At 58.0% G+C, this 21,681-nt stretch carries 17 protein-coding genes and 1 pseudogene; 11 read left to right on the forward strand and 7 right to left on the reverse strand.

Going from position 1 to position 21,681, the window contains the following annotated elements; all coding sequences use genetic code 11:
* The first annotated feature begins 172 nt into the window (after positions 1-172).
* Positions 173-736 (forward strand): elongation factor P, encoded by a 564-nt coding sequence (efp, locus tag GS620_RS00365; protein WP_170346480.1) that lies wholly within the window; start codon positions 173-175, stop codon positions 734-736.
* Between the two features lie 54 nt (positions 737-790).
* Here efp and GS620_RS00370 read toward each other — a convergent pair whose 3' ends face one another.
* Positions 791-1,732 carry an ABC transporter transmembrane domain-containing protein gene (locus GS620_RS00370; protein WP_152457471.1) on the reverse strand — a complete coding sequence of 314 codons (942 nt, stop codon included), beginning with the start codon at positions 1,730-1,732 and terminating at the stop codon, positions 791-793.
* Between the two features lie 113 nt (positions 1,733-1,845).
* Entirely contained in the window at positions 1,846-2,583 is a 738-nt protein-coding gene (locus tag GS620_RS00375; protein WP_152457472.1) for a folate-binding protein YgfZ, read from the reverse strand.
* Positions 2,584-2,656: 73 nt separating this feature from the next.
* Between GS620_RS00375 and GS620_RS00380 the strand changes: the two genes are divergently transcribed.
* Positions 2,657-3,331: a TIGR04283 family arsenosugar biosynthesis glycosyltransferase gene (locus GS620_RS00380; RefSeq protein WP_171613527.1), complete on the forward strand. Its 675-nt coding sequence runs from the start codon at positions 2,657-2,659 to the stop codon at positions 3,329-3,331.
* A gap of 7 nt (positions 3,332-3,338) precedes the next feature.
* On the opposite strand, the pseudogene GS620_RS00385 reads toward GS620_RS00380, so the two are convergent.
* Positions 3,339-4,094, reverse strand: a pseudogene (locus GS620_RS00385) (hypothetical protein); the annotation flags it as partial.
* Between the two features lie 103 nt (positions 4,095-4,197).
* On the opposite strand from GS620_RS00385, the gene GS620_RS00390 reads away from it, so the two are divergent.
* Together GS620_RS00390 and GS620_RS00395 are read left to right on the forward strand one after the other, a co-directional pair.
* The gene (locus GS620_RS00390; protein WP_171170424.1) at positions 4,198-4,968 is read left to right on the forward strand and encodes an alpha/beta hydrolase; all 771 of its coding nucleotides are present in this window, start codon (positions 4,198-4,200) and stop codon (positions 4,966-4,968) included.
* 98 nt (positions 4,969-5,066) lie between these two features.
* On the forward strand, positions 5,067-5,906 hold the full coding sequence (locus GS620_RS00395; RefSeq protein WP_171613529.1) for a DMT family transporter: 840 nt from the start codon (positions 5,067-5,069) through the stop codon (positions 5,904-5,906).
* 39 nt (positions 5,907-5,945) lie between these two features.
* Here the strand turns inward: GS620_RS00395 and GS620_RS00400 are convergent, their stop codons facing one another.
* A complete protein-coding gene (locus GS620_RS00400) occupies positions 5,946-6,227 on the reverse strand; it encodes a hypothetical protein (protein WP_152457476.1) in 282 nt (93 codons plus the stop codon).
* A 210-nt stretch (positions 6,228-6,437) separates the two neighbouring features.
* On the opposite strand from GS620_RS00400, the gene GS620_RS00405 reads away from it, so the two are divergent.
* The gene (locus tag GS620_RS00405) at positions 6,438-7,049 is read left to right on the forward strand and encodes a hypothetical protein (protein ID WP_171613531.1); all 612 of its coding nucleotides are present in this window, start codon (positions 6,438-6,440) and stop codon (positions 7,047-7,049) included.
* An 83-nt stretch (positions 7,050-7,132) separates the two neighbouring features.
* On the opposite strand, the gene GS620_RS00410 is transcribed toward GS620_RS00405, so the two are convergent.
* The 3 genes from GS620_RS00410 to parE all read right to left on the reverse strand — a co-directional run bounded on the left by GS620_RS00410 (position 7,133) and on the right by parE (position 11,200).
* Positions 7,133-8,101 carry a UDP-glucuronic acid decarboxylase family protein gene (locus GS620_RS00410; RefSeq protein WP_171613532.1) on the reverse strand — a complete coding sequence of 323 codons (969 nt, stop codon included), beginning with the start codon at positions 8,099-8,101 and terminating at the stop codon, positions 7,133-7,135.
* A 323-nt stretch (positions 8,102-8,424) separates the two neighbouring features.
* Complete coding sequence (locus tag GS620_RS00415; protein ID WP_171613534.1) at positions 8,425-9,249, reverse strand: hypothetical protein; 825 nt, start codon at positions 9,247-9,249, stop codon at positions 8,425-8,427.
* Positions 9,242-11,200, reverse strand: a complete 1,959-nt coding sequence (parE, locus tag GS620_RS00420; protein ID WP_171119470.1) for a DNA topoisomerase IV subunit B — start codon at positions 11,198-11,200, stop codon at positions 9,242-9,244. Before parE ends, GS620_RS00415 begins: the two co-directional genes overlap by 8 nt.
* Positions 11,201-11,634: 434 nt before the next feature.
* Here parE and GS620_RS00425 point away from each other — a divergent pair, with 434 nt between their 5' ends.
* The 6 genes from GS620_RS00425 to GS620_RS00450 are packed head-to-tail and all read left to right on the forward strand — an operon-like array spanning position 11,635 to position 21,666.
* A complete protein-coding gene (locus GS620_RS00425) occupies positions 11,635-12,297 on the forward strand; it encodes a hypothetical protein (RefSeq protein ID WP_171613537.1) in 663 nt (220 codons plus the stop codon).
* Positions 12,298-12,345: 48 nt separating this feature from the next.
* Positions 12,346-16,575 (forward strand): PKD domain-containing protein, encoded by a 4,230-nt coding sequence (locus GS620_RS00430; RefSeq protein ID WP_171613540.1) that lies wholly within the window; start codon positions 12,346-12,348, stop codon positions 16,573-16,575.
* A 16-nt stretch (positions 16,576-16,591) separates the two neighbouring features.
* The gene (locus GS620_RS00435) at positions 16,592-17,989 is read left to right on the forward strand and encodes a S8 family serine peptidase (protein ID WP_171328940.1); all 1,398 of its coding nucleotides are present in this window, start codon (positions 16,592-16,594) and stop codon (positions 17,987-17,989) included.
* Between the two features lie 30 nt (positions 17,990-18,019).
* Positions 18,020-18,475 (forward strand): hypothetical protein, encoded by a 456-nt coding sequence (locus tag GS620_RS00440; RefSeq protein WP_152457484.1) that lies wholly within the window; start codon positions 18,020-18,022, stop codon positions 18,473-18,475.
* Positions 18,468-19,442, forward strand: coding sequence for a polyprenyl synthetase family protein (locus tag GS620_RS00445; protein WP_171613542.1), 975 nt, complete (start codon positions 18,468-18,470; stop codon positions 19,440-19,442). The genes GS620_RS00440 and GS620_RS00445 overlap by 8 nt, the downstream gene beginning before the upstream one ends.
* 1 nt (position 19,443) lies before the next feature.
* Entirely contained in the window at positions 19,444-21,666 is a 2,223-nt protein-coding gene (locus tag GS620_RS00450; RefSeq protein WP_171613544.1) for a geranylgeranyl reductase family protein, read from the forward strand.
* Positions 21,667-21,681: the final 15 nt, after the last annotated feature.

Here is a 21,681-nt window from a genome sequence, read left to right on the forward strand (position 1 = left end):
CCTTATGACCGATTAGGTGCGATTCGGATACAGCTAAAATGCATAGTTGCGTTGCGTCACTTGCATGGCTCGCTGCACCTGCAGCACTAGGTGTCGTTGTCTTGTCAGGTGTGATCCCGCCAGATATAGGGACCGCAACTGATGCATCAACCGTTTGTGAAGGATTTATGTAATGCCCAAGATAAATGGGAACGAAATTCGCCCCGGCAATGTGCTTGAGCATAACGGTGGCCTGTGGGCAGCGGTCAAGGTCGACCATGTTAAGCCGGGCAAAGGCGGAGCTTTTGCACAGGTGGAGCTGCGCAACCTGCGCAATGGCTCGAAATTGAACGAACGCTTCCGCTCGGCGGACAAGGTCGAACGCGTGCGTCTGGAGCAAAAGGATCAGCAATTCCTGTATGAATCCGACGGGATGCTGGTGTTCATGGATTCAGAAACCTACGAACAGATTGAATTACCAGCAGAATTGCTGGGTGACCGCCGTCCGTTTCTGCAAGATGGCATGACCATTGTTGTCGAATTCTACGAAAGCGAGGCGCTGAACGCGACGCTGCCGCAGAAAGTGACCTGCAAGATCGTCGAGACCGAACCGGTGGTAAAAGGTCAAACGGCGGCGAACTCTTTCAAGCCCGCGCTGCTGGACAATGGCGTGAAAGTCATGGTTCCCCCCTTCATCGGCCAGGACGAAATGATCGTCGTGAACACGGAAACGATGGAGTATTCCGAACGCGCGTGACGTTTCGTCACGTTACGCATCAGACCGCGCAGGCACCCGCCGCGCGGTCTTTTTTTATGCGTTGGGTCGATAGCGATAGCGGGTTGGATCCGGGCCGAACAATTCCAGCATCAATTCGTACTTGATACGATTGGCGCTGACCTGACGATAGAATGCGATCAGAAAGGCAGTGGGTCCCTGAATGCGGCTGAGCCCACTGGTGGCGGCCACCACGGTGCCCACATCCGTTTTGCCCTGTAAGACCAGATATCCCCCCAGCATCAGGATGCCGACGGTGCCGGCCCCGTTGATCACGCTCAGCAGGAACTTTGCCGAAAGTTTCCACAGGAACATCCGCCGCCGCGTGTCGTAAATGTCATCGAACATGATGTTGATATCCCGCTCAACGGCTTCGATATCCTCGGTCGTCAGTCGGTCGGTGGCACCGCGCAGAATGCGAACCCGTTCCGCCACGAAAGTGTTCACTTTGCGCTGCGAGACCAGAACGATGATGATTTGCGGCACGATCATTGACAACGCAATCAGCCCCAGACCTGGTTGCGTGGACGAGATATAGCCGATGACGCTGATCAGCGTTCCAATCTGAACGACCGGATCCGAAAAGGCTCCACCGGCAAACTTGCCCAACTCTTCGGCTTCGGCCGAAATGGCGGTGGTCATGGTGCCTTTGCGCAGGCCTTCGTCTGAATCCTTCAGGTCGGTCGAACGCCAAAGCAGGCGTTGGCGGATCAGCCGGATCATGTCTTCGCCCAAGGTTCCGGCGCGATAGCCCAGTACCCATTTCAGGGCGAGGCTCAGCAGGATGACGGCCATCATGCCGATGCCCAGTTGGATCAGTTTTTCAGTCCCGACATCGTCGGATGTCAGGTGGTTGACGATGTCGCGCTGAAACTCAAGCGGCACGGCGGCAAGGCCCGCAATTGCGACGGACAGCATGATGAGGATGATCTGCCGCCCCGCACTGGCGCGCCAGATCGCGGAATAAAGTCGAAACATGCGGGTATCCGGTTCGTCCTGTTTGCCTGCACTTTGGCAGTGCAGGACAACGGGTTCAAACTTTTCGATACAAGCTGATGCGCGGGTCGTGCCGATTTGGCAACAAGGTGGGCTCAGTCCTCCAGGCGCACTGTGGCGTCTCCGGCCTGCATCTCAGGGCCTGCACGATCAAATCGCAGATACGCGATCCCGTTTCCGCCGGCCTGTGTGTACAATGTTCCGACAGGTTTGCCATTTGCACTGACCTCGGTCCCCACCGGGGCCGAGCCCTGGACAACGACGCGTCGCAGACCTTTGCGCAATTCGGTTTTGTGCTTCATGCGTGCGGTCACTTCCTGCCCGACATAACATCCTTTTTTGAAATCCACGCCATTCAGCGCTTCGAAGCCGGATTCCAGGATGTAACTGTCCGGGGTCAGTTCAATGCCTGACTCGGGAATGCAGTGCCGGACGCGCAGTGCATCCCAGTCGGTTCCATCATCGCCCTCGGGTTCGGGGGAGTAGTTGCGCCAGCCCATGTCCGGGTGGCGGGGATCGGGCAGGGCGGTTTCCGGCGCAGCCTTGGTGCCGCGTTGCAGGTTCAGATCGGTTCCCTCGATCGTCACATCCGCACGCAACTTGTACATCGTCAGACGTTTGACCAGATCATCCGCAAGGTGTTCGGCCACATCCAGAAGAACTCTGTCGTCATTTCGTTTCAGGAAGAAATCCGCCAGGTACTTTCCCTGCGGAGTAAGCAGAGCAGCGTAGACCAGCCCGTTGTCCAACCCCTTAATGTCGTTGGTAATCAGATCCTGCAAAAAGCTTTCGGTATCCGAGCCGGACAGGCGCAGAATGCGGCGGGTGGGCATGGCTTGGTCCTCGTCATTTCCTCAGGCCTCGTGATATAGGAAGTTCCGATGCCAAGACCAGAGGTTATCAGACGTGCCCGCGCCTATTACCGTCGTAATCCCGACCCTCAACGCCGCCGATGCTTTGCCCGAATGTCTTGGGGCTTTGATGGAAGGGGTGCATGCCGGGTTGATTCGGGAATTGATCATCAGCGATGCCTGCTCAACCGATCACACGCCGGATATTGCGGAAGAGGCCGGTGCGACGGTCGTGACCGGCCCACCATCCCGAGGCGGCCAGCTGCGCCGAGGGTGCGCGCAGGCCAAAGGGGATTGGCTGCTGATTCTTCATGCGGATACAGTGCTGCAACAGGGGTGGAGCGAGACCGTCAGCGCCCACCTGCCTTCAGCCAAACCGGCTGCTTTTCGGCTGGCGTTCCGCGCGCGCGGGATCGCGCCGGCCTGGGTGGCTGGCTGGGCCAATCTGCGCAGCAGGCTGCTGGGATTGCCCTACGGAGATCAGGGATTGCTGGTTCCGCGTCACGCGTATCAAACGGCAGGCGGGTTTCCGGACCAGCCGTTGATGGAAGATGTGGCTTTGGTGCGCGCGTTGCCAAAGATAACGGTGCTGAATACTCGCGCCTCTACGAGTGCGGAGCGGTATGAGCGGGCGGGGTGGATTCGGCGCGGTGCTCGGAACCTGTGGACTCTTCTGCGTTACTTTCTGGGGGCTGACCCGCAGGTTCTGGCGCAGGCTTATCGACGTTGAACGTGGTGCGCAGTTCGACCACGGATTTGCCAAGCCGAAACGGTGCCGCAAAACTGACAAGGCATAGGGCCACGATTTGCAGGACAAGAATATGAGCATTGTCCTGTAGGTATTCCCATTCTTCTTTCAGCTTCCCGACCTGCGCAATCAGGTCATCGTAGCTCTGCGCAAGTATCAGATAGTCGCCCGCAATCGCGGGAACCTTGCGACGCATGTTGTCAATGGCGGTCTGTGTGTTTTCGTCCAGTGATGTGAAGACTAGGAACTGGTCGATGTCAAAGGCATCGGCCTTGGCGGCCATGTCACGTATTTCCTCCTTTTCGCCCTTGGACTGACCCCCAACCAGGAAGTGAAGCCCCTGTAGGGGGGCCACTTCGTTCGTGACCGCGATGAACAGGGGCAGTTCCGAGTTGCTGGCGGTCGAAGCTGAAAGGAATTCAACCTTTTCGCATAAAACGGCGGTGTCCGGATCATAGGCCGGATCACAGAACCGCAGGCGAAACCGGGCCGCATCCCTGTCAAATGCCAGCGTCGCGGCATAGGCCACGTCGATCTGTCGGTCCAGTCGCGAGCTGTCCGAGGTGTAAAGCCCGGCCAAAACAGCCACCAATGCCCCGATGCCACCCAGCACAACCCATACCAGATCAGCCAGTTTCCACGCCCGGTGCCCTGCCGGTTTGCGAAACAGAAAGGCAGTGCCGATTGAGCCGATGACAAAGAACAGGATCAGCAGCGGCAATTGATTGTCGGTCACAAAACTCATGCGTCCAATCTTAGGACCTGTGCTTCGACCTGCAACAGGGATCACGGGCAGTTGTAACGTCTTACCATATCCCCATACTGTAGGCAGCGCAGGGGGGACTTCGATGACCAAAGAAATCGTTCTTATCCACGGAGCATTTGCCGGACCTTGGTGCATGCAGGATTACGCGGCCTTCTTTCGGGGCCAAGGTTGGACGGTTCACGTTCCTGCCTTGCGTTACCATGACGGTGATCCGAAAGCGGACCCCGACCCGGGTCTGACCGATACCAGTGTCATGGACTACACCAATGACATCGCCGATTTTGTACAGGGACTGGACCACAAACCTGTCATTTTGGGGCATGCCATTGCTGGGGTGGTGGCGCAACAAGTGGCGTCTCGTGGTTTGGCCAGTGCCATCGTTCTGATCAATCCCAATGCGCCTTGGGGCACTTTGCCCGAAACCGATGATGAACGGGCTGTACCGCGCACCTTGATGGAAGGCGGCCCATTCTGGAAGCAGCCGATGCGGGTCGGGTTCGATTTGATGGCCCCATTCGCCTTGAACAAGATGGATGAGGCGCAGCAGCACGCTGTATTCGATCAATTGGGCGCGGAAAGCGGGCGCGTGATGTTTGAAATGTTCTTTTGGATGTTCGATGACCATCACGCGATCAAGGTTGATTTCGACAAGGTTGACTGCCCGGTTCTGGTGGTCTCGGGTGCCGAAGACAGGGCTGTTAACCCCGATACCTGCCGCGCACTGGCAACGCGCTATGGGGATCGCGGAACCTTTTTGCTGGTCAAAGATCATGCGCATTTCCTGTTCATGGAGCCAGGTTGGGAAGGGCCGGCCTCGAAGATCGAGAAATGGCTGACAACCCAGGTGATCTGAAACGGGCTTGACAACGATCCACCCTTTGCAGACATGGCGCCAATTGAATGGGGCAGTTGACCCTTTTGGCGCGAAATCTCTGCGGGAAAGGTCCGGACATGACCCTGTTCGTTGTCCTTATTATTCTTTTAGCTGCTTTGCTGCACGCGGTGTGGAATGCAATCGTGAAGACAGCGGCGGATCGAACCACCATGCTGGGTTTGGTCGCTTTGGGTCAAGTGCTGCCTGCGGCGGTCATGGTGATGCTGCTGCCGCTGCCAAACCCTGAGAGCTTTGTTTACATCCTGCTCTCGACCGTTGTGCATTTCGGCTATTACTTCATGCTGGGCAAAGCCTATCAGCATGGTGATCTGAGTGTGGTCTACCCCATCGCCCGTGGAATTGTCCCGGCGCTGGTTTCGCTTTGGGCAATGGCCTTGGTCGGAGAAGTGCTGCCTTTTCAGGCCTGGACCGGTATCGCCCTGATTGCCCTGGGTATCCAGCTGAGCAGTTGGAAAGCTCTGCGCTCGGGCGTTGGGCGCAGCGCACTGATGTTTGCGCTGGGTACCGGGTTCTGCATTTCGGTCTATTCGGTCGTTGACGGGATCGGTGTTCGGCTGTCGGGTAACACGCTCAGCTATTGGGCGTGGGGTGCGTTTCTGCACCTGTTCATTGCCGGATTTGTCGGGGTGCGGAAACGTGCGACCCTGAAAGACCTGCCAGCCAAAGTGTGGATGATCGGCATTCTTGGCGGGCTGGTATCGATGACAGCTTATGGTCTGGTACTGTACGCCAAGAATTTTGCACCGCTGGGCGCGGTTTCGGCGCTGCGGGAAACTTCGGTCATCTTTGCCGCACTGATCGGGTTCGTATTCCTCAAGGAAGGCAACTGGGCGCGACGGTTGGGTGCCGCGGTGCTCATGGCCGTGGGTGTCGCCCTGATCGGATTGGCGGTCTGATCCGGCTGAAAAGCCCCGGGCGACAGTGATTTTTCTGGCTTAGCGGCCGACCTGAAACGTGCTTTGTGGCTTCCAGTGCATGGTGCCCTTGTCGCTGCTTACACATCGCAGCAGGCGTTCCTCGCGCGTGTTGATCGTGTCAGTGACCGTATTGTCGCCAAAGATCACGATGAAGGAATCCGGTGAATAAGCCAGCCCCTTGTAATAGCAAAACCGTGTTTCCGCCCCGTCCGGGATCGGAGATGCCAGGCTAAGCGTCTGTTGCGCCGGGGCCTGGGTCGCCAGCATGGCAAAGGCCAGCCCATAGGTCAGTGTTTTCATGTCGTCCTCTCGTCCTGCAAATCGGTTGTCGATCAAAAAGGGTTTGGACGCCCGGACCTCAATCATGGTTTCTTGTTTCAGCAAGTTTGAACGAGATCAACGGGTTAGGCAACGAAAATCCTACACGCGCAGCGACAAGCCAAGGGGGCGATTTTTACGGTTGGTCACTTCTGTGGTAACATGGCCGCATTGTTTAAGGAGAATTGAGAGATGTTCAGACCCTCTGTGGGAGCGATTATGGATGTCATGTCCCAAAAAGGTTTTGTGGTTTTCGACACCCCCACTGTCGATTGGAACCTGAACATAGTGGGCATTCGCGCCCACCCGGTTTCACCCAAGAAATTCGATGATGTCATGACGGTGTTTCACCGGTTTCTTGGCGTTTGGGATATAGCGTATTACCCGATGACGGCCGATCCCAGCGATCATTACCTGAAGAACCCGATAAACCCGGATGGGACGGCCATTCTGGCGCCGGGGCAATACCGGTCCTGCTACAAGATCGATATTCATAAACGAGGCCGGCCCGGAGGCCACAAGGCGCTGTGTCAAAGGCTGGGAAACGTTACCGTGTTTCGGGACAACAACAGGGATGGAAACCTGAACCTTGTTAATCCTCAAAGCGGGATGTTCGGCATAAATCTGCACAAGGGGCCAAACAACGGTGACGATGACACTGCGAATACGATCTATTCCGCCGGGTGTCAGGTATTCGCCGATCAGCGTCACTTTGCCGAGTTTCTGCTGAAATGCGAAGCCGGGCGCGACGCGTTTGGCAACAAGTTCACCTATACGCTGCTGGATCAGGCAGATTTCGAATAAAGCGATGGTTTGCGAAGGTTCTGCAAGCGCCGGGGCAGGACAGGGGCTGGGGGCGTGCCCGGATCTTAAACCGGGCCTTGGCCCTAGGTCTCGACTTCGGCCTGAAGGTCTCGGAAATACCGGATGGTTGCGTGCAGCCCTTCTTTCAGTTGCACTTTGGGCTCCCAACCCAGCAGGGTGCGCGCCAGTGTGATATCGGGCTGGCGCTGTTTCGGGTCATCCTCTGGCAATTCCTTGAAACTGACAGGGGTTTCTGCCCCCACAAGGGCCTGCACTTCGTGGGCCAGTTCGTTCATCGAGAATTCGTTGGGATTGCCCAGATTGACCGGGCCGGTGACGTCCGGGCCGGTCTCCATCAGGCGGATGAACCCTTCGATCAGGTCATCCACGTAACAGAAAGACCGGGTCTGCGTACCGTCCCCAAAGATCGTGATCGGATCACCCGTCAGGGCCTGCATGATAAAGTTCGACACGACGCGCCCATCTGCGGGGTGCATTCTGGGCCCGTAGGTGTTGAAGATTCGGGCGACCTTGATCTCTAACCCCATCTGCCGGTGATAGTCGAAGAACAACGTCTCGGCGCAGCGCTTGCCCTCGTCATAGCACGAGCGCGGGCCAACCGGGTTGACGTTGCCCCAATAATCTTCGGTCTGCGGATGGATGGTCGGGTCGCCATAAACTTCGGAGGTCGAGGCCTGAAAGATCTTGCATTTCAACCGCTTCGCCAGACCCAGCATGTTGATCGCGCCGTGCACGCTGGTCTTGGTCGTCTGCACCGGGTCGTGCTGATAATGCACGGGCGAGGCCGGACAGGCGAGGTTATAGATCTCGTCAACCTCCACAAACAGCGGGAAGGTCACATCGTGGCGCATGAACTCGAACCGCGGGTTGTTGTGCAGATGGTCGATATTGCGCTTGGTGCCGGTGAACAGGTTGTCGACGCACAGAACCTCATGCCCCTGATCCAGAAGCCTGTCGCACAGATGCGAGCCCAGAAACCCGGCCCCACCGGTTACGAGAACACGTTTTCGACTGTCATAAAGGCGGGCCATTGCAAATCCTTAATCGTTAAATCCAAGCCAGCTTGTCACAGGGAAGCCGGGTCTTGGTTTGATTAGTAAACCGAAGATGTTTGAATTGCAGTAGATTTTGGTTTTTTGAGGGCGCGTGTGGTGTTGGTGTGAATTCCGCTCAGTCAATACTTGATGCAAAGCATCAAGCATGCGCCCGACCCGCGCCATGGGCGGGCGCGTTCCGCACTTACCCTCGGGCCGGGCGCGAGGTTTGTGATTAGGTATGATGGGTGTTCACACCCATGATGATGAAAAAAGTTCAATAGGCGTTAACAAATGCCTGGTGTTCGCTTCGTGTACGTTTAATCCTTAATCTTAGCCTCGCATTCAAAAGTAACGGTTTCACTAGTGTGCAGGTATTCCTCTTTGGAAATGCCAAAAAACCTTCGTAGGTAGGGATCTAACTTTCGTGGAAGAACATCCATAAGGATGGGGATTGACGCAAGGAAAATAAAAATGGGAGTGACCGTTCTAAACACCTTGTAGCCAAGGCTGGCAGATTCGGAACCATCGAGTGGAGGAAAATACTGAAATATCAAAATAAAACTTGCTAAAACGAGTACAATGCTCACCAGTCCAAATTGCCAAGTATCAGATGGCCTAAGATACTTCTTGGCTGCAAGACTTGGTAAGTTCTTTAAGTCACCATGCAAGTGCTTTTGGATGGCGCTATCATGTGCAACATAAATAGTTAGAGAGTTTCCCCGAGGAATGTAAACGTCCGATAGAATAATTGCTTCTTGTTGATCCGACAACATCGCGTGAGAACCGTTGTTGCTATCAATCACTATGCTTGAAAACACAGTGTTTTTGTTCTTCTTGGGAATCGCGATAGGCTTGGCGAAATCTTCATCTGTCAAAACAACATCGGTGTTGTTCAACAACGTGATGACATCAGTCACTAGGCTATGGCCCTTCGCTTCCCCATTCGAAATGGTTATGTCGAACCCCTTAGGTAAGTTGGTCTTTATTCTTTCCTCTCTTACCCATTGAAAGAAGAGTTTCTTCTTTTTCCTTTCTTTGTGACCTCTGAGCCAAAAGAAAGCTCCAAGAATTGAGATCGTACTAGCTACGCCATTGATGTAGTCACCGTTGTTTGCATAGAGAGAGGACAGAAATTCAAACATCCAACTCCTCCACAAACCGGGCGTTCTCCTGAATGTACTGGAACCGCAGTTCGGGTTTCTTGCCCATCAGACGCTCGACCAAGTCGCCGGTTTCGCCGGGTTCGTCCTCATCGATCGTAACCCGGATCAATTTCCGGGATTTGGGATCCATCGTGGTCTCTTTCAGGTCCTTGGCGTCCATCTCGCCCAGACCCTTGAAGCGCGAGACGTCGATTTTACCCTTGCCGCCCAGACCTTTCTCAAGCCACTCGTCGCGCTCGGCCTCGTCCAGGCAATAGACGCGTTTGGCGCCTTGGGTCAGACGATATAGGGGCGGGCAGGCCAGGTACAGGTGGCCCGCGTCGATCATCGGGCGCATCTGCGTGAAGAAGAATGTCATCAGCAAGGACGCGATATGCGCCCCGTCCACATCCGCGTCGGTCATGATGATGACCTTGTCATAGCGCAGATCGTCGAGGTTGAACTTGCTGCCCAGCCCTACGCCCAGCGCCTGCGTCAGGTCGTTGATCTCGGCATTGGTGCCCAGTTTCGAACTGGCCGCGCCCAGCACGTTGAGGATCTTGCCGCGCAAGGGCAGCAGGGCCTGCGTTTTGCGGTCACGCCCCATTTTGGCCGAGCCGCCGGCCGAGTCGCCCTCGACGATGAATAGTTCGGTGCCTTCGCGTGTTGAACTGGAACAGTCCACCAGCTTGCCGGGAAGACGAAGTTTTTTGGTGGCGGACTTGCGTTGTGTTTCCTTCTCGGCCCGTCGGCGCAGGCGTTCCTCGGCCCGCAGGATCAGGAAGTCGAGGATCGCGCCGGCGGATTTCGTGTCGGCGGCCAGCCAGTTGTCGAAATGGTCGCGCACCGCGTTTTCCACCAGCCGCTGCGCCTCGACCGTGGCAAGGCGGTCTTTGGTCTGGCCGACGAATTCCGGTTCGCGGATGAAACAGCTGACCAGCGCACACCCCCCGGCAATCAGGTCTTCACGCGTGATTTGGGCGGCTTTCTTGTTGTTGATCAACTCGCCATAAGCCTTGATGCCCTTGAGGATCGCGGCCCAGAACCCGGCCACATGGGTGCCCCCTTCGGGCGTGGGGACGGTGTTGCAGTAGGATTGGATGAACCCGTCGCGCGAGGGCGTCCAGTTGATCGCCCATTCGACCTTGCCGGGGGTTCCGAATTTCTCCTGAAAGTCCACGGTTCCGGCAAAGGGCTGGTCGGCATAGGTCGACGAGCCATTCATCGTCTCTTTCAGGTAGTCCGACAGCCCGCCCGGGAAGTGAAAGGTGGCCTCGGTGGGCGTCTCGCCGTCATCGATGGCGGATTTCCAGCGAATCTCGACGCCCGAAAACAGGTAGGCCTTGGAACGGATGGATTTGAACAGGCGGGCGGGTTTGAACCGGTGGTGGCCAAAGATCTGGTCGTCAGCGTGGAAGGTGACTGTGGTGCCGCGCCGGTTGGGGGCGGCGCCGACCTTTTCCACTGGGCCCAACGGGACACCGCGCGAGAAACGTTGTTCATAAAGTTGCTTGTCGCGGGCCACCTGAACGACCATCGAATCCGACAGCGCGTTCACCACCGAGGCGCCCACGCCGTGCAGACCACCCGAGGTCTGATACGCTTTGCCCGAGAATTTGCCGCCCGCGTGCAGGGTGCACAGGATCACCTCGAGCGCGGATTTGTCCGGGAACTTGGGGTGCGGATCGATCGGAATGCCGCGACCGTTGTCGCGCACGGTCAGGGCGTAATCGGCGTGCAGTTCCACCTCGATCCGGTTGGCATGGCCTGCCACTGCCTCGTCCATAGAGTTGTCGAGGATCTCGGCCACCATATGGTGTAAAGCGCGTTCATCCGTGCCGCCGATATACATACCAGGTCGCTTGCGGACCGGTTCCAAACCTTCGAGCACCTCGATCGAGGAGGCGTCATAAGTTGTGGTCGCTTCTGGCGTCAACAGATCGTCGGGCATGGGTGCTGCTCTTGTTTTTGAGTTTCCCCCATTATGGCAGGTGATGTGGTCCGGGGGAAGAGGGGCGCGAGGTGTTGTGGACGGATTGAAGGCGCGGGGCCGCGGGATGCTTGCACAATGTGGCGGCGTCCCGATTGGCGGTTTTGCTTGAAACCACCACCCCTCGCCGTGGCGCGGGAAGGTCCCGCACTGCCGTTGTCGACAGTTGGTCAGGGCCTGTATTCTGGGCTGCATTTCTCGCGACAAACCCGTCCGATAAAACCAGCGACGCGACAAATAAAGTTACGCGATCGGGTTGAAGTCAGCCTTGCTGCGTCTCCGGCTCATTGACGGAATCGCTTTAAAAATATATCGTGAAGCAAGACTCCCAAAGTATCTATATATCAGTTCCAAGCGTTCAAGAGTTACGTTTATTTCGTAATTGGAAGGCTGCTATGGCTACGTTTCAGGACGTTCAAGCAGCAGTGCGTGATATTGCTGCCCGTTTGAATGTCACCCCAGAGCTTGCTCGTGCTGCGCTGATTAACCCCGTGTTGGCGCTTGAGGAGCTTGGGTTCGAATTGGACCTGTCTGGCCGACTTGAGCTGGAGGACAGAGCGCGGTTCTCCAAGAAACAGATCGTTGAACGCAAAAGCTTGCGGAAGAAGATTTTCGCCGCGTCCGGGCATGAATTTGACCCCGGGCAGGAACACGATCTTGCTGTGGTACTTTTCGACGAGTTGAAGCTGGTCGATGAGGCTTCGAAACGCCCTGACCTGTCTCCCTTGTCCTTGCCGATGCGAAAAGTGCGCTATTCCACCTCCAAAGTGAAGGTGGCCAGGGTCAAGGCATCGGAAATCGCGCGTCGATTTCCCGGGAAAGCCAAAGGCAAATCCGTCGCCGGGATCGATCCAAGTTTGATCGAGCCCGTGAAGATTCCCGACCCGCTGGAAGCACTGGGCAAGGCGCACAAAATCATCGCTCCGTTACTTGCCTACCGGCAACTTGATGCATCGACACCGCGTTTTGCGACCGAGGCGCTGTATCGTGCCGTGCGAACCGGGAAACGTAGGCTGGTCAATATCACGCCCCGCGCCGTTGTCACCGGCACTGCTTGAAGACACCCGGGCGCGATTCCCTCGCGCCGTCACACCGAGGACGTCAGGATGGCAAATACAAGAGGATATCAAGTTGTCGTCGAAGCCTCGGAAGAGGTCCTGCGAAAGGTCATTCGGGGGGCGTGGAAGTCCGCGGAATGCGACGATGATCCCGGCGATGAAGGCCGCATTCCCGAATTCATGGATGTTCCCGCAGGTGAAACCTTTGGCGGTTTTGTCGTAGCTGACGGGTCGGTTCAGATTCCCGAAGACCAGTTGGACGCCAGCTTGCGCCCGGACATCACCGGTGCCGAAATTCAACTTGGTGTCCTGATCCAGATCGAAATCGAAAACCCCCCGGTTCCATCGGCGCAAATGCTGACGATGACGGCCGATCTTGCTGCGGCTGCGCCGATTGGTCTAATTCCCGGGCGTCAGGATGTGGGATGGCTGTTGGATGGCCTGCCTCGCAACCAGGTGTCCGCAACGCTGACCAGCGGCGATCCGATTGCGTCCAATATCGAGTTGTTCGCAAGCGAATTCGTGGACAAAGCCTATGAGAACGGCGGCCCCGGCGGACCGATCGATCCGGCCTTTCCCTCCATCCCCCATGTCATCGATGAGACCGAGCTGCAATTTGCCTTGGGAGCGTTGACGACGGATGTCCATGCGGAAATCTTCAACGACGCCTCGGATGCGGCGCACGATATTGAAACCACCGTGTCAGGCGGTGACATAACAATTTCGCTGCCGGTTTATCTGCGGATGTTCAACATTGTCGTTGGGCCGACGGTACAGCTTTTTTTCAATCCGCAGGACCCCATGGGGATCGAAACGCGGATCAACATCACGGCACCTTTCAGTCGGGTCGGTTCGGAATTCCGCACGGATTTGAACGCGGCCACCGTTACCGTGGACGCGATCAACCCCGCCGGTCCGGAATATGGGCCAGAGGGTGACAATTACATCGACAACCGTGATCAACTGGCGGCGATCCCGTTGGTCGCGATTGACCTCGACGCCCAGATATCCAGCGAACTGGTGTCACGGGGGCAGGAATTGGCCAGTGGGCTGGGCGAGATTTCAATTGCGGCCCCGACAGTGGCCGAGATCGAAGAATTCATCGGCGACTTTTTTCATCAGGATCTTGAGGCCCGCGATTTCGTTTACATCTGGGGACCAGAGGCAACGGACGAAGAGTTTGAAGTCGACAGCATCACCGTTGGTGTGACAAACGAGTTTCTGGCGATCGCCTTGAACGATGATGGCGGCGGTGACGTAGGCGGGCTTGCCAATTTCATTCCTGCTGACAGGGATTTTGCAATTGCCATCAGCGCGGCCCAGGTCGAAGCATCGATTGAAACGGCGCGCATCGAAGCCGAATTGTCGGATGATGACCTTCCGAAGACCTTTACACCTGACGGGCGCGAAGTCCGGCTGACCGATCTGGACGTGAGCCTCAGGGCGGGGGCGATCAGAATATCGGGCAAGGTGACGGTCGTAGACGCGATCCTGGGCAGTATTGATGTGGATGCCGACTTTTTCAATGATGTCGGATTGCGCTGGCAGCCGAACGGTTCGTTGGGCCCAACCGGTGGACAGCAAATGGATCACTTTGAAATCGACAGCGATGTCGATCCCGAAGAATCCGTGTTGCTTTGGGTGCTGACGGCAATCGCCGCGATATTGTCATTCGGCGCTTTCGGAATTCTGGGCGCATTGGTCGTTGTGATCGTGGCCCTTGTCGTCCGGGGAATTGCCGAAAGCATGGGCAGTGAAATCCTGTCAGACGAAGTTACGAATACGGTCACGGGTATCACCGGCTGGCCGGAGAACCTTGCCAGGATCGGGCGGGTGGAAGCGGTTTTCTCTGACCCGATCGTGATTGATACCGACGGTCTTGAAATTGCCGGAGATTTCACGGTTATAAGCAGTTGCGAAGCCACGGATGTCGTCCCGGCGGATTCGGGCGGGGCACGGTCGGGTGCGGCCGCATCGGCCATGTCGCTTGCGGCTGCGAATGAACATCCTGACGCGGGGTACGAGTGGTTGCCGGGTGACGGAACACCGGCCGCGGTCTTGCCCTCGATTCAGCATGTCTATGCTGCAAGTGGTGTCTACACCGCAAAACATGCGCTGACGATCAACCAGCCGGGTGGCGCGCGCAGTCGCAGTTTCTCGCTTGTTACCGTCGAAAATGTGCCGCCGACAGTGGATGCCGGCCCTGATCTGACGGTGCAGGAGGGTGAAGAGGTCACTCTGGTCGCACGGTTCCGAGATGTCGAATACCCCGACACCCACGAATCCATGTGGTATTTCGGTGATCACCACGCGCCCAAACCCGGCGTGATTTCTGAAACCAATGCACCTCCTGCGGCGACAGGCACGTCGACCGTGACTCATGCCTGGTGCGACAATGGCGAATACACCGTCACGGTGCGCATTCGCGACGTCAATGGGGGCGAGGCCATCGACACCTTGCGTGTCACCGTCACCAATGTTCCGCCCGTGGTCGAAGCTGGCCCGGACCTTTATGCCTATGTCTGCACACCGATCACGCTTGTCGCCGATTTCCGGGATCCCGGATGGTGCGACACGCATACGGCCAAGTGGGATTTCGGCGATTGCGGCGAACCCCGCACCGCCCTGATCGAGGAAACGAACGAACCGCCGGAAGCCGAAGGCACGGCGACCGCCTCGCATGTCTATGAAAACTGTGGTGACTTCCGGGCGATCTGTACCGTCATGGATGACGATGGCGCCTTTGGTCAGGACGACCTGACCGTCCGGGTCGTGCATTTGCTGAACCCCGGTTTCGAAGATGGTTTCCGTTCGCTTCCAGCGGGCAATGTCGGTCGGTTCTGGACACCCTATGCATGGCTGACCGACTTGGCAGCCTTTCACGCCGGAAAGGGAAATCCCGTTCCGCAATTGGCCCCGATCCCCGCCGATGCCTTTGACTGCGAAGGTTGCATCGTCCGGACCGGTGACAGGTCCCAGCGGGTCATCGCGCAGCGCGGCCTTCGTGTCGGGCTGTGGCAATCGCTGGGTTCGAACCCGGGATGGGATTATGAGTTCTCTTGTTGGTTCGCGAAGGAGGCCGGCGACGCAGGCGGCTATGCTTTGGGGTTGGATCCGCGCGGTGGTGATGATCCTCGGGCGCCCTGGGTGGAATGGTGGACCGGCAACCTGGACGGTGCCTGGCGGCAATTGCGGGGCCGCGTGACGGCGGAAGCCGAAGCCGTGACGGTATTTCTGGAGTTCAGCGGAGATGATCCGCGCAACGATGCGCTTGGCTATATTGATGATTGCGCTTTCATCGCGATTCAGCCGCATTGTCCGGAACAGCCGAAACCCGATCCGGAAATTCCCCCGCGTGAACGTTGCATTGATTTTCGCGGCCAGAAACTGCCTTCCCGCCATCCGGTATTGAACGTCGGCGGAGTGCGGTTCCTGCCGACCAAGGGCAGCGTTCTTCAGATCATTGGCGGGTTCCAGCCGCAAGGCACACCCAAACTGTTGCTTTCCATCGCCGGTGTTTTCGCCCATCTGCCGGTCGTCGCTGACTGGGCCCGCCTCAAGCTGAGCTTTGCTGGCGGAAAGCCCATAACGATCATCGCACTTGATGCGGCGGGCAATGTCCTGACGACCCAGACAGGAACGCAGCAGCAGGGGGTACAGATCATCGAGGTTCAGGCGAGCGGTATGGTGACCCTCGCGATGCGTGCGCAGGAAGCGGCGTTGATCGAGCTGTGTTTCCGGCCGGAACACCCGCGCAGTACGCCTTCGGCAGAGCCTGAACCGGGGCCCGGCATTGTCGTGAACCCGCGCTTCGATCGTGCCGTCGCACCGGCCATGTTCAGTGCAAGGACGACCACGGAGGACAGAACCTTGACCGAAACCAACAGCCCCCATCCGTTCGGCCTGTCCGAGGCGGCTTGGGGCAAGCTGGACACGCAGCTGCAATCGGAATTGGCGAAGGCCGCAACAGACGGCGATGATGGGAACTCGGTGCAGGTCATATTGCGCTTGGCGCCAGACACCGAAGGCAATGCGCCCTCTTTCCGGCGCGCCGAAACGAAGGCCCGCGAAGATTATTTCCGCCGACGCACACGGCCCTTGTTCGGTACCCTGGAAAACCTGGGCGGTGTCGGGATTACCGAACTGTGGCTGATAGACAGTGTTGCCGTTGAACTTTCGCCCGGGGCCATCGCGACAATGGCCAACGATCCTTCCGTCGTGATGATCACCCATTCCACCAAACGTCAGGCCATTCCTGAAAACCCCACAAGACCATGATCTAAAGGAGCACGAAATGTCCGAGTTAAGCCGGGAACACGTTGATCGCTTCGAAAGAGCGGAACGTCGTGAAATCGAGAAGCTTCGTGCCGAGTTTGGCAGCGAGTCCATCTCGAAGATGGACAGCATTATCTTGCGCGACCTCTTGGCCAACCGAAAAGAGGCGCGCCTGAACGCTCTGCTTGGCCAAACCGAAACCGCCCAGCTTCCTCGGCATCGCGTGCTGGTCTCGCTGCGCAGCGGCAGGGCATCGCCGGATCGCCCGCCCCGTGCGTTCGACCGGCGCCAGCGCCGCCGTTCGATCATGCAACACCGGCGCCATGGTGAAGACGTGGTGGGTAAAATCGCCAAAAGCTTTGAAGAGCGGGGGATTGAGGTCGAACGGTTGTTTTGGCTGACTCACAGTCTGGTTGTTCTGGCCGATGACCAGCGCCTTACGGATATCGCGGGGCGCGCCGATGTCCTGAAGATGGCTCATTGCAAAAACCAGATCCTGATCGACCTGGATAACAGTCGTCCGCTGATCAATGCCGATGTCGTGGAAGCCAGCGGGATCAACGGTGCAGAGGTGGATGTTGCCGTTCTGGATACGGGCGTGGACCAGACACATCCCGAACTTGCCGGGAATTTCGGAACCCAACAGGATTTTACCGGCGAGGGGTTGGGCGACCTGAATGGGCACGGTACGCATTGCGCGGGCGTTGTCGCCAGCAACGGCGCGACGTTCCGTGGTGTCGCCACGGGGGCGGTCATCCACGACTACAAGCTGCTGGATCAGTTTGGCAGCGGGAACGCTCCAAACTGCGTTGCGGCAATCCAACAGGCCGTGGCGGACGGGATGGATGTCCTTTCCAATTCCTGGGGCTTTTCGCACAGAAACGGCAATTGGGTCGATCCGGACGGAACATGCGTTTTATGTGTCGCCGCTGATGCGGCTTCGACCGCCGGGGTGACCTTTGTGGTGGCCGCGGGCAACGAGGGAAATGACAGTTGCGGCACCTATGACACGCGCATTCGCTGTCCGGGTATTGCGCAGAGCGTGATTACCGTCGGCGCAAGCGATGACAGCGACAACATGGCCGGTTTCTCCAGTCCCGGACCAACGCCGGATGGACGCGACAAACCGGATGTCACCGCCCCCGGCGTGGATATCGTGGCATCGCGATCGGCGACCGGCAATGACATGAATGGCGGCGCGACGGTGATAGATCCGCTTCATCTCGAGGCCAGCGGCACCTCGATGGCCTGCCCCCATGTCGCAGGGGTCGCGGCGCTGATGTTGCAGCGAAACCCGACACTGCTGCCGGCAGACATCAAGGCAGTTCTCATGGCCACCGCCGTCGATATCGGCGCACCGACCACGCAGCAGGGCGCCGGGCGTGTGGATGCTCGGGCGGCGGTCGGCTCGGTCTGATTTGGATATTTTGGAACGGAGGATACGAACGTGGCAGACTATGAACAGCGGATGCAGCCGGAAGAGGGTGCAAAGGCAGTCGAAAAACTGGCCGAAGATGCTTTGGCTGGTTTCAAGGCGGACGCCAAGAAGGAATATGCTGAACTGGTCAAGCAGTACGAGGGCGCCAGTGCAACGGTTGGTGTTTTTGGTATGGGGTCGGTCGAAGTTTCGGTGATGAGCGGTGAAGTTCTCATCAACCCGAGCCAAAAGCGCAAAGGGAAAGGCCGGGGCGTCGGCGCGATTTCACCGGAAGCACTTGTGGCCATATCCGAAGGCAGGATGACCGTAATGGACGCTTTCCACCGTGGTGAGATTGTCGTTCGCGCCGAGTCCGCAGCATTGCACGAGGGCTACGACAGTTTCATCAGGAACTCCGAAGCGGCGCTCAGGTCGAAGCGTTTGCAGAAGACTCTGGCGCAGTTCCGCAAGATTGCGGATGTCTGACTGGTTGCAAGACGAACAGGTCCGGGCCACGATACCCCAGGTTGAAGCATCCATGTTGGATGCCGTCGCCTCGGACCAGCCGGGATTCGAAGAGATAGCCCACTGGCTTATCGGGGCTGGCGGGAAACGGTTGCGGCCAATTCTTCTGCTGCTTACCGCGCGAAACCTCACCGACACAGAAGGCCGCAAGCGCGCAATTCAGGCGGCGGCGGCTGTCGAAATGATCCATGTGGCGTCGCTCTATCATGACGACGTCATGGACCGGGCCGAACTTCGGCGTGGAGCGGAAAGCGTGAACCGTCGCTGGTCTTCGCCCATCGCCAGCTTCGCCGGAACATTCATTCTGGCCCGTGCAATAAACCTGTTGGAGTCCATCAGCCCAAAGGCCTCTGAGCTGGCTGGCAAACACTGCGCTGCGCTGTGTCTGGGGCAGTTGCGCGAAGCCGAAAACGCCTACAACGCCGATTGGACCATTGAAGAGCATCTTGAAATGCTCGAGGGCAAGACGGCCGAGCTGTTTGTTCTCGCCGCATCGTTGGGGGCGATGTTGGCGGACGTAAGTGATCAGGATCGAGACGCACTGATCACCTATTCAAAGTGCCTCGGCCTTGCATTTCAGCTGCGCGACGATGTTCTGGACTACATTGCAAGCAGCGTGGAGCTTGGAAAAGGGTCCGCCTCTGATCTGCGCGAAGGGGCCTATACGATGCCGGTGCTCCTGTGCCTGGGTCAGAACGGTCAGGCCGCCGATGAATTGCGGGCCAGGTTGAGGCTGGCTGAAATGCAGGATGCGGATATTTCGCGCGCTGTAGAGATCATTCGCAATTCGGGCGCGGTGGAAGCTACGGAACAGTTGGCGCGGGACAAATCCGAAGCGGCCGTACAGGTCATCTCGGGGCTGGATGATCATGTGCTGCGCGCCTCGCTGGCAAACCTCGCCCGGCTTTCGGTCGAAAGGAGGGCCTGACATGGACGGTTACGGCCCTTTTGCCGAGGATCTGCCGTTTGCGACACCTGCGGAGGCCGCGGTCGAGACATGGGACGCCGTCATTGTCGGTGCGGGGCCCGGCGGCAGCGCTGCCGCCATCGAGCTGACGCGGAGAGGTCGAAAGGTCATTCTGATCGACCGTGAGGATTTCCCTCGGGACAAAAGCTGTGGAGACGGGATCACCCGGTCCGGTATCTCTCAGCTGAAACGCCTCGGCATTCTGCCTGCGCTTACAGATCAGCAGGAGGTCGAAGGTGTGCGTGTCCATATGCGCAACAGGGGCCACCGGGATTTTCGATACGAGGGCGAAGACGACTATGGGCTGGTTGTACCCCGTTTGATACTGGATGACTGTCTTTTGCGTCAGGCCCGCGCGGAAGGAGCGGCTTTCTTGCCGAAATGCCGCGCCGACGATCTGGTAACGGATGAAAGCCGGACTGTCACAGGTGTCACCGCTCGGATGCAGGATGGCGCGACAGTGGTTCTGACCGGGTACATGGTCATCGCGGCAGACGGGGCCGCGTCTCGATTGGCGAAAGCAGCGGGATTGCGGGAAACACCGGAACAAGGCTATGGCACCGCGCTTCGCGGTTATGTCGATGGCTGCGGAGATACTCCGCCACTGCTGGAAATAATGCTGCCGTTGACTGATGTTACGGACCGGTATTTGTTGCCGTCCTATGGCTGGGCGTTCCCAACGGGGAAGGGAACTGCAAATGTCGGTGTCGGGCTGTTTTGCAGGGCGTTTGATGCCAATGTCAGGACATTGTTCGATCAATTTCTGGACGTGCTCCGCAAGGAATATCCGGAATATTCGGGTATTCAGTTGTCCGGCACGACCTTGGGGGCACCGCTGAGATTCGATTTCGCACCGGAACGCGCCGCCCATTCGGGTCTGTTGCTGGTTGGGGACGCCGCCGGTCTTATCAGCCCGTTTACAGGCGAAGGAATTAGCTTTGCGCTGGAATCCGGTGCGCTTGCGGCGCAAACCACTGATCGGTGCCTCCGCACCGGGGCAGGCCCCTGGGTGGCGGCGGAAGACTATGCGCTTTTGTTGGGGGATCGCTTTGCCGGGTACTTCACGCTCGGGAACCGCGCAAGCCGCCGATACGAGTTCATCTGGCGCGTGTTGGACGATACGTTCGAAAGCGAAAAGCCCGTTCACAACATGCTGCGCCGCGCCGTTTTGGTGCCTGAAGGCACTGGCGGTGATGTGGAAAGCGCCATGTTGGATGACGTATCGCCCCTTGTGCGAGTGCCCGAGATGCCGCTTGGGGACGACCTGCGCGATGTGGGTGCGCGCCTCAATCACATCGTACGCACCGATTGGCCGTTTCTGACGCGCATGTCCTTCGCGGGCAAGCGGGCTGACATGGTTGCGTTTCGACCTTCGCTGCTGCTTTTGCTGACGTCCTATCTGGGTGATGTTGAGGCGAAAAGGCGTCGTGCTGCGGCAACCGCGCTGGAGCTTGCGTATCTGGGGTTTCTTGCCCAAAGCGGCATTCGAGGGATCGAGGCTGCGGCCGCAACAGCCGACGCCACGGCCAACTGGGGCGACAAGCTTGGGATACTCACAGGTGATTACCTTTTGGCGAAGGCGCATGAAGTCGGCGCACGGGACTGCCCGGATCTGATGCCATCAATTCTGAGTGCCATGGCCTCGGCCTGTGAAGGCCGAGTGTCCGAGCTTCGGACTGCATGGCACCCGGATATGGCTGTCGAAAAGCGCATTGCGCAGATGCGGCAATGCATGGCTGCATTCTTCCGACTACCTTGCGAACTCGGCGCGATGCTTGCCGAACAAAACGATCTGTCAGGTGCCCTTCGCGACTATGGCGAGAATCTTGGCCTGGCTTACCTGCTGACCGAGGATGAACTTGCCCTGGACCGCCCCCCGGGCAGCACCCCATTTGCGTCAGACCTCTCGAGCGGCCTGTTCAGCGTGCCTGTTCTCGAGGCAGCCCAGCGGCAAACGGGGGGCGCAGCGGCCCGTGCTTTCCTCAGTCACCGCGACCCAGCGCGGTTTTTGGCAGAGCTTTCTCCGGCCACGCGCCATATCAAGAGGCAGCAATTGCCCGAAGAATACCGCGATCAGGCAATAGCGGCGCTAAGCCCCGTGCCACGGGGCGGCGTGGCAAAATCGCTTTCGGCGCTTGCAGATTACGCGGTAAGTCGACAGGTCCCAAAACGCCGCGTGCTGTAAAAGTGCGATCCAGGT

The sequence above is a fragment of the Ruegeria sp. HKCCD6428 genome (assembly GCF_013110595.1).
Classification (GTDB): Bacteria; Pseudomonadota; Alphaproteobacteria; order Rhodobacterales; family Rhodobacteraceae; genus Ruegeria.

What these genes read in the sequence shown, in the direction of transcription:
- efp (WP_170346480.1), top strand. Translation starts at nt 173, where the DNA reads ATGCCCAAGATAAATGGGAACGAAATTCGCCCCGGCAATGTGCTTGAG.
- GS620_RS00370 (WP_152457471.1), bottom strand. Translation starts at nt 1,732, where the DNA reads ATGTTTCGACTTTATTCCGCGATCTGGCGCGCCAGTGCGGGGCGGCAG.
- GS620_RS00375 (WP_152457472.1), bottom strand. Translation starts at nt 2,583, where the DNA reads ATGCCCACCCGCCGCATTCTGCGCCTGTCCGGCTCGGATACCGAAAGC.
- GS620_RS00390 (WP_171170424.1), top strand. Translation starts at nt 4,198, where the DNA reads ATGACCAAAGAAATCGTTCTTATCCACGGAGCATTTGCCGGACCTTGG.
- GS620_RS00395 (WP_171613529.1), top strand. Translation starts at nt 5,067, where the DNA reads ATGACCCTGTTCGTTGTCCTTATTATTCTTTTAGCTGCTTTGCTGCAC.
- GS620_RS00400 (WP_152457476.1), bottom strand. Translation starts at nt 6,227, where the DNA reads ATGAAAACACTGACCTATGGGCTGGCCTTTGCCATGCTGGCGACCCAG.
- GS620_RS00405 (WP_171613531.1), top strand. Translation starts at nt 6,438, where the DNA reads ATGTTCAGACCCTCTGTGGGAGCGATTATGGATGTCATGTCCCAAAAA.
- GS620_RS00410 (WP_171613532.1), bottom strand. Translation starts at nt 8,101, where the DNA reads ATGGCCCGCCTTTATGACAGTCGAAAACGTGTTCTCGTAACCGGTGGG.
- GS620_RS00415 (WP_171613534.1), bottom strand. Translation starts at nt 9,249, where the DNA reads ATGTTTGAATTTCTGTCCTCTCTCTATGCAAACAACGGTGACTACATC.
- parE (WP_171119470.1), bottom strand. Translation starts at nt 11,200, where the DNA reads ATGCCCGACGATCTGTTGACGCCAGAAGCGACCACAACTTATGACGCC.
- GS620_RS00425 (WP_171613537.1), top strand. Translation starts at nt 11,635, where the DNA reads ATGGCTACGTTTCAGGACGTTCAAGCAGCAGTGCGTGATATTGCTGCC.
- GS620_RS00430 (WP_171613540.1), top strand. Translation starts at nt 12,346, where the DNA reads ATGGCAAATACAAGAGGATATCAAGTTGTCGTCGAAGCCTCGGAAGAG.
- GS620_RS00435 (WP_171328940.1), top strand. Translation starts at nt 16,592, where the DNA reads ATGTCCGAGTTAAGCCGGGAACACGTTGATCGCTTCGAAAGAGCGGAA.
- GS620_RS00445 (WP_171613542.1), top strand. Translation starts at nt 18,468, where the DNA reads ATGTCTGACTGGTTGCAAGACGAACAGGTCCGGGCCACGATACCCCAG.
- GS620_RS00450 (WP_171613544.1), top strand. Translation starts at nt 19,444, where the DNA reads ATGGACGGTTACGGCCCTTTTGCCGAGGATCTGCCGTTTGCGACACCT.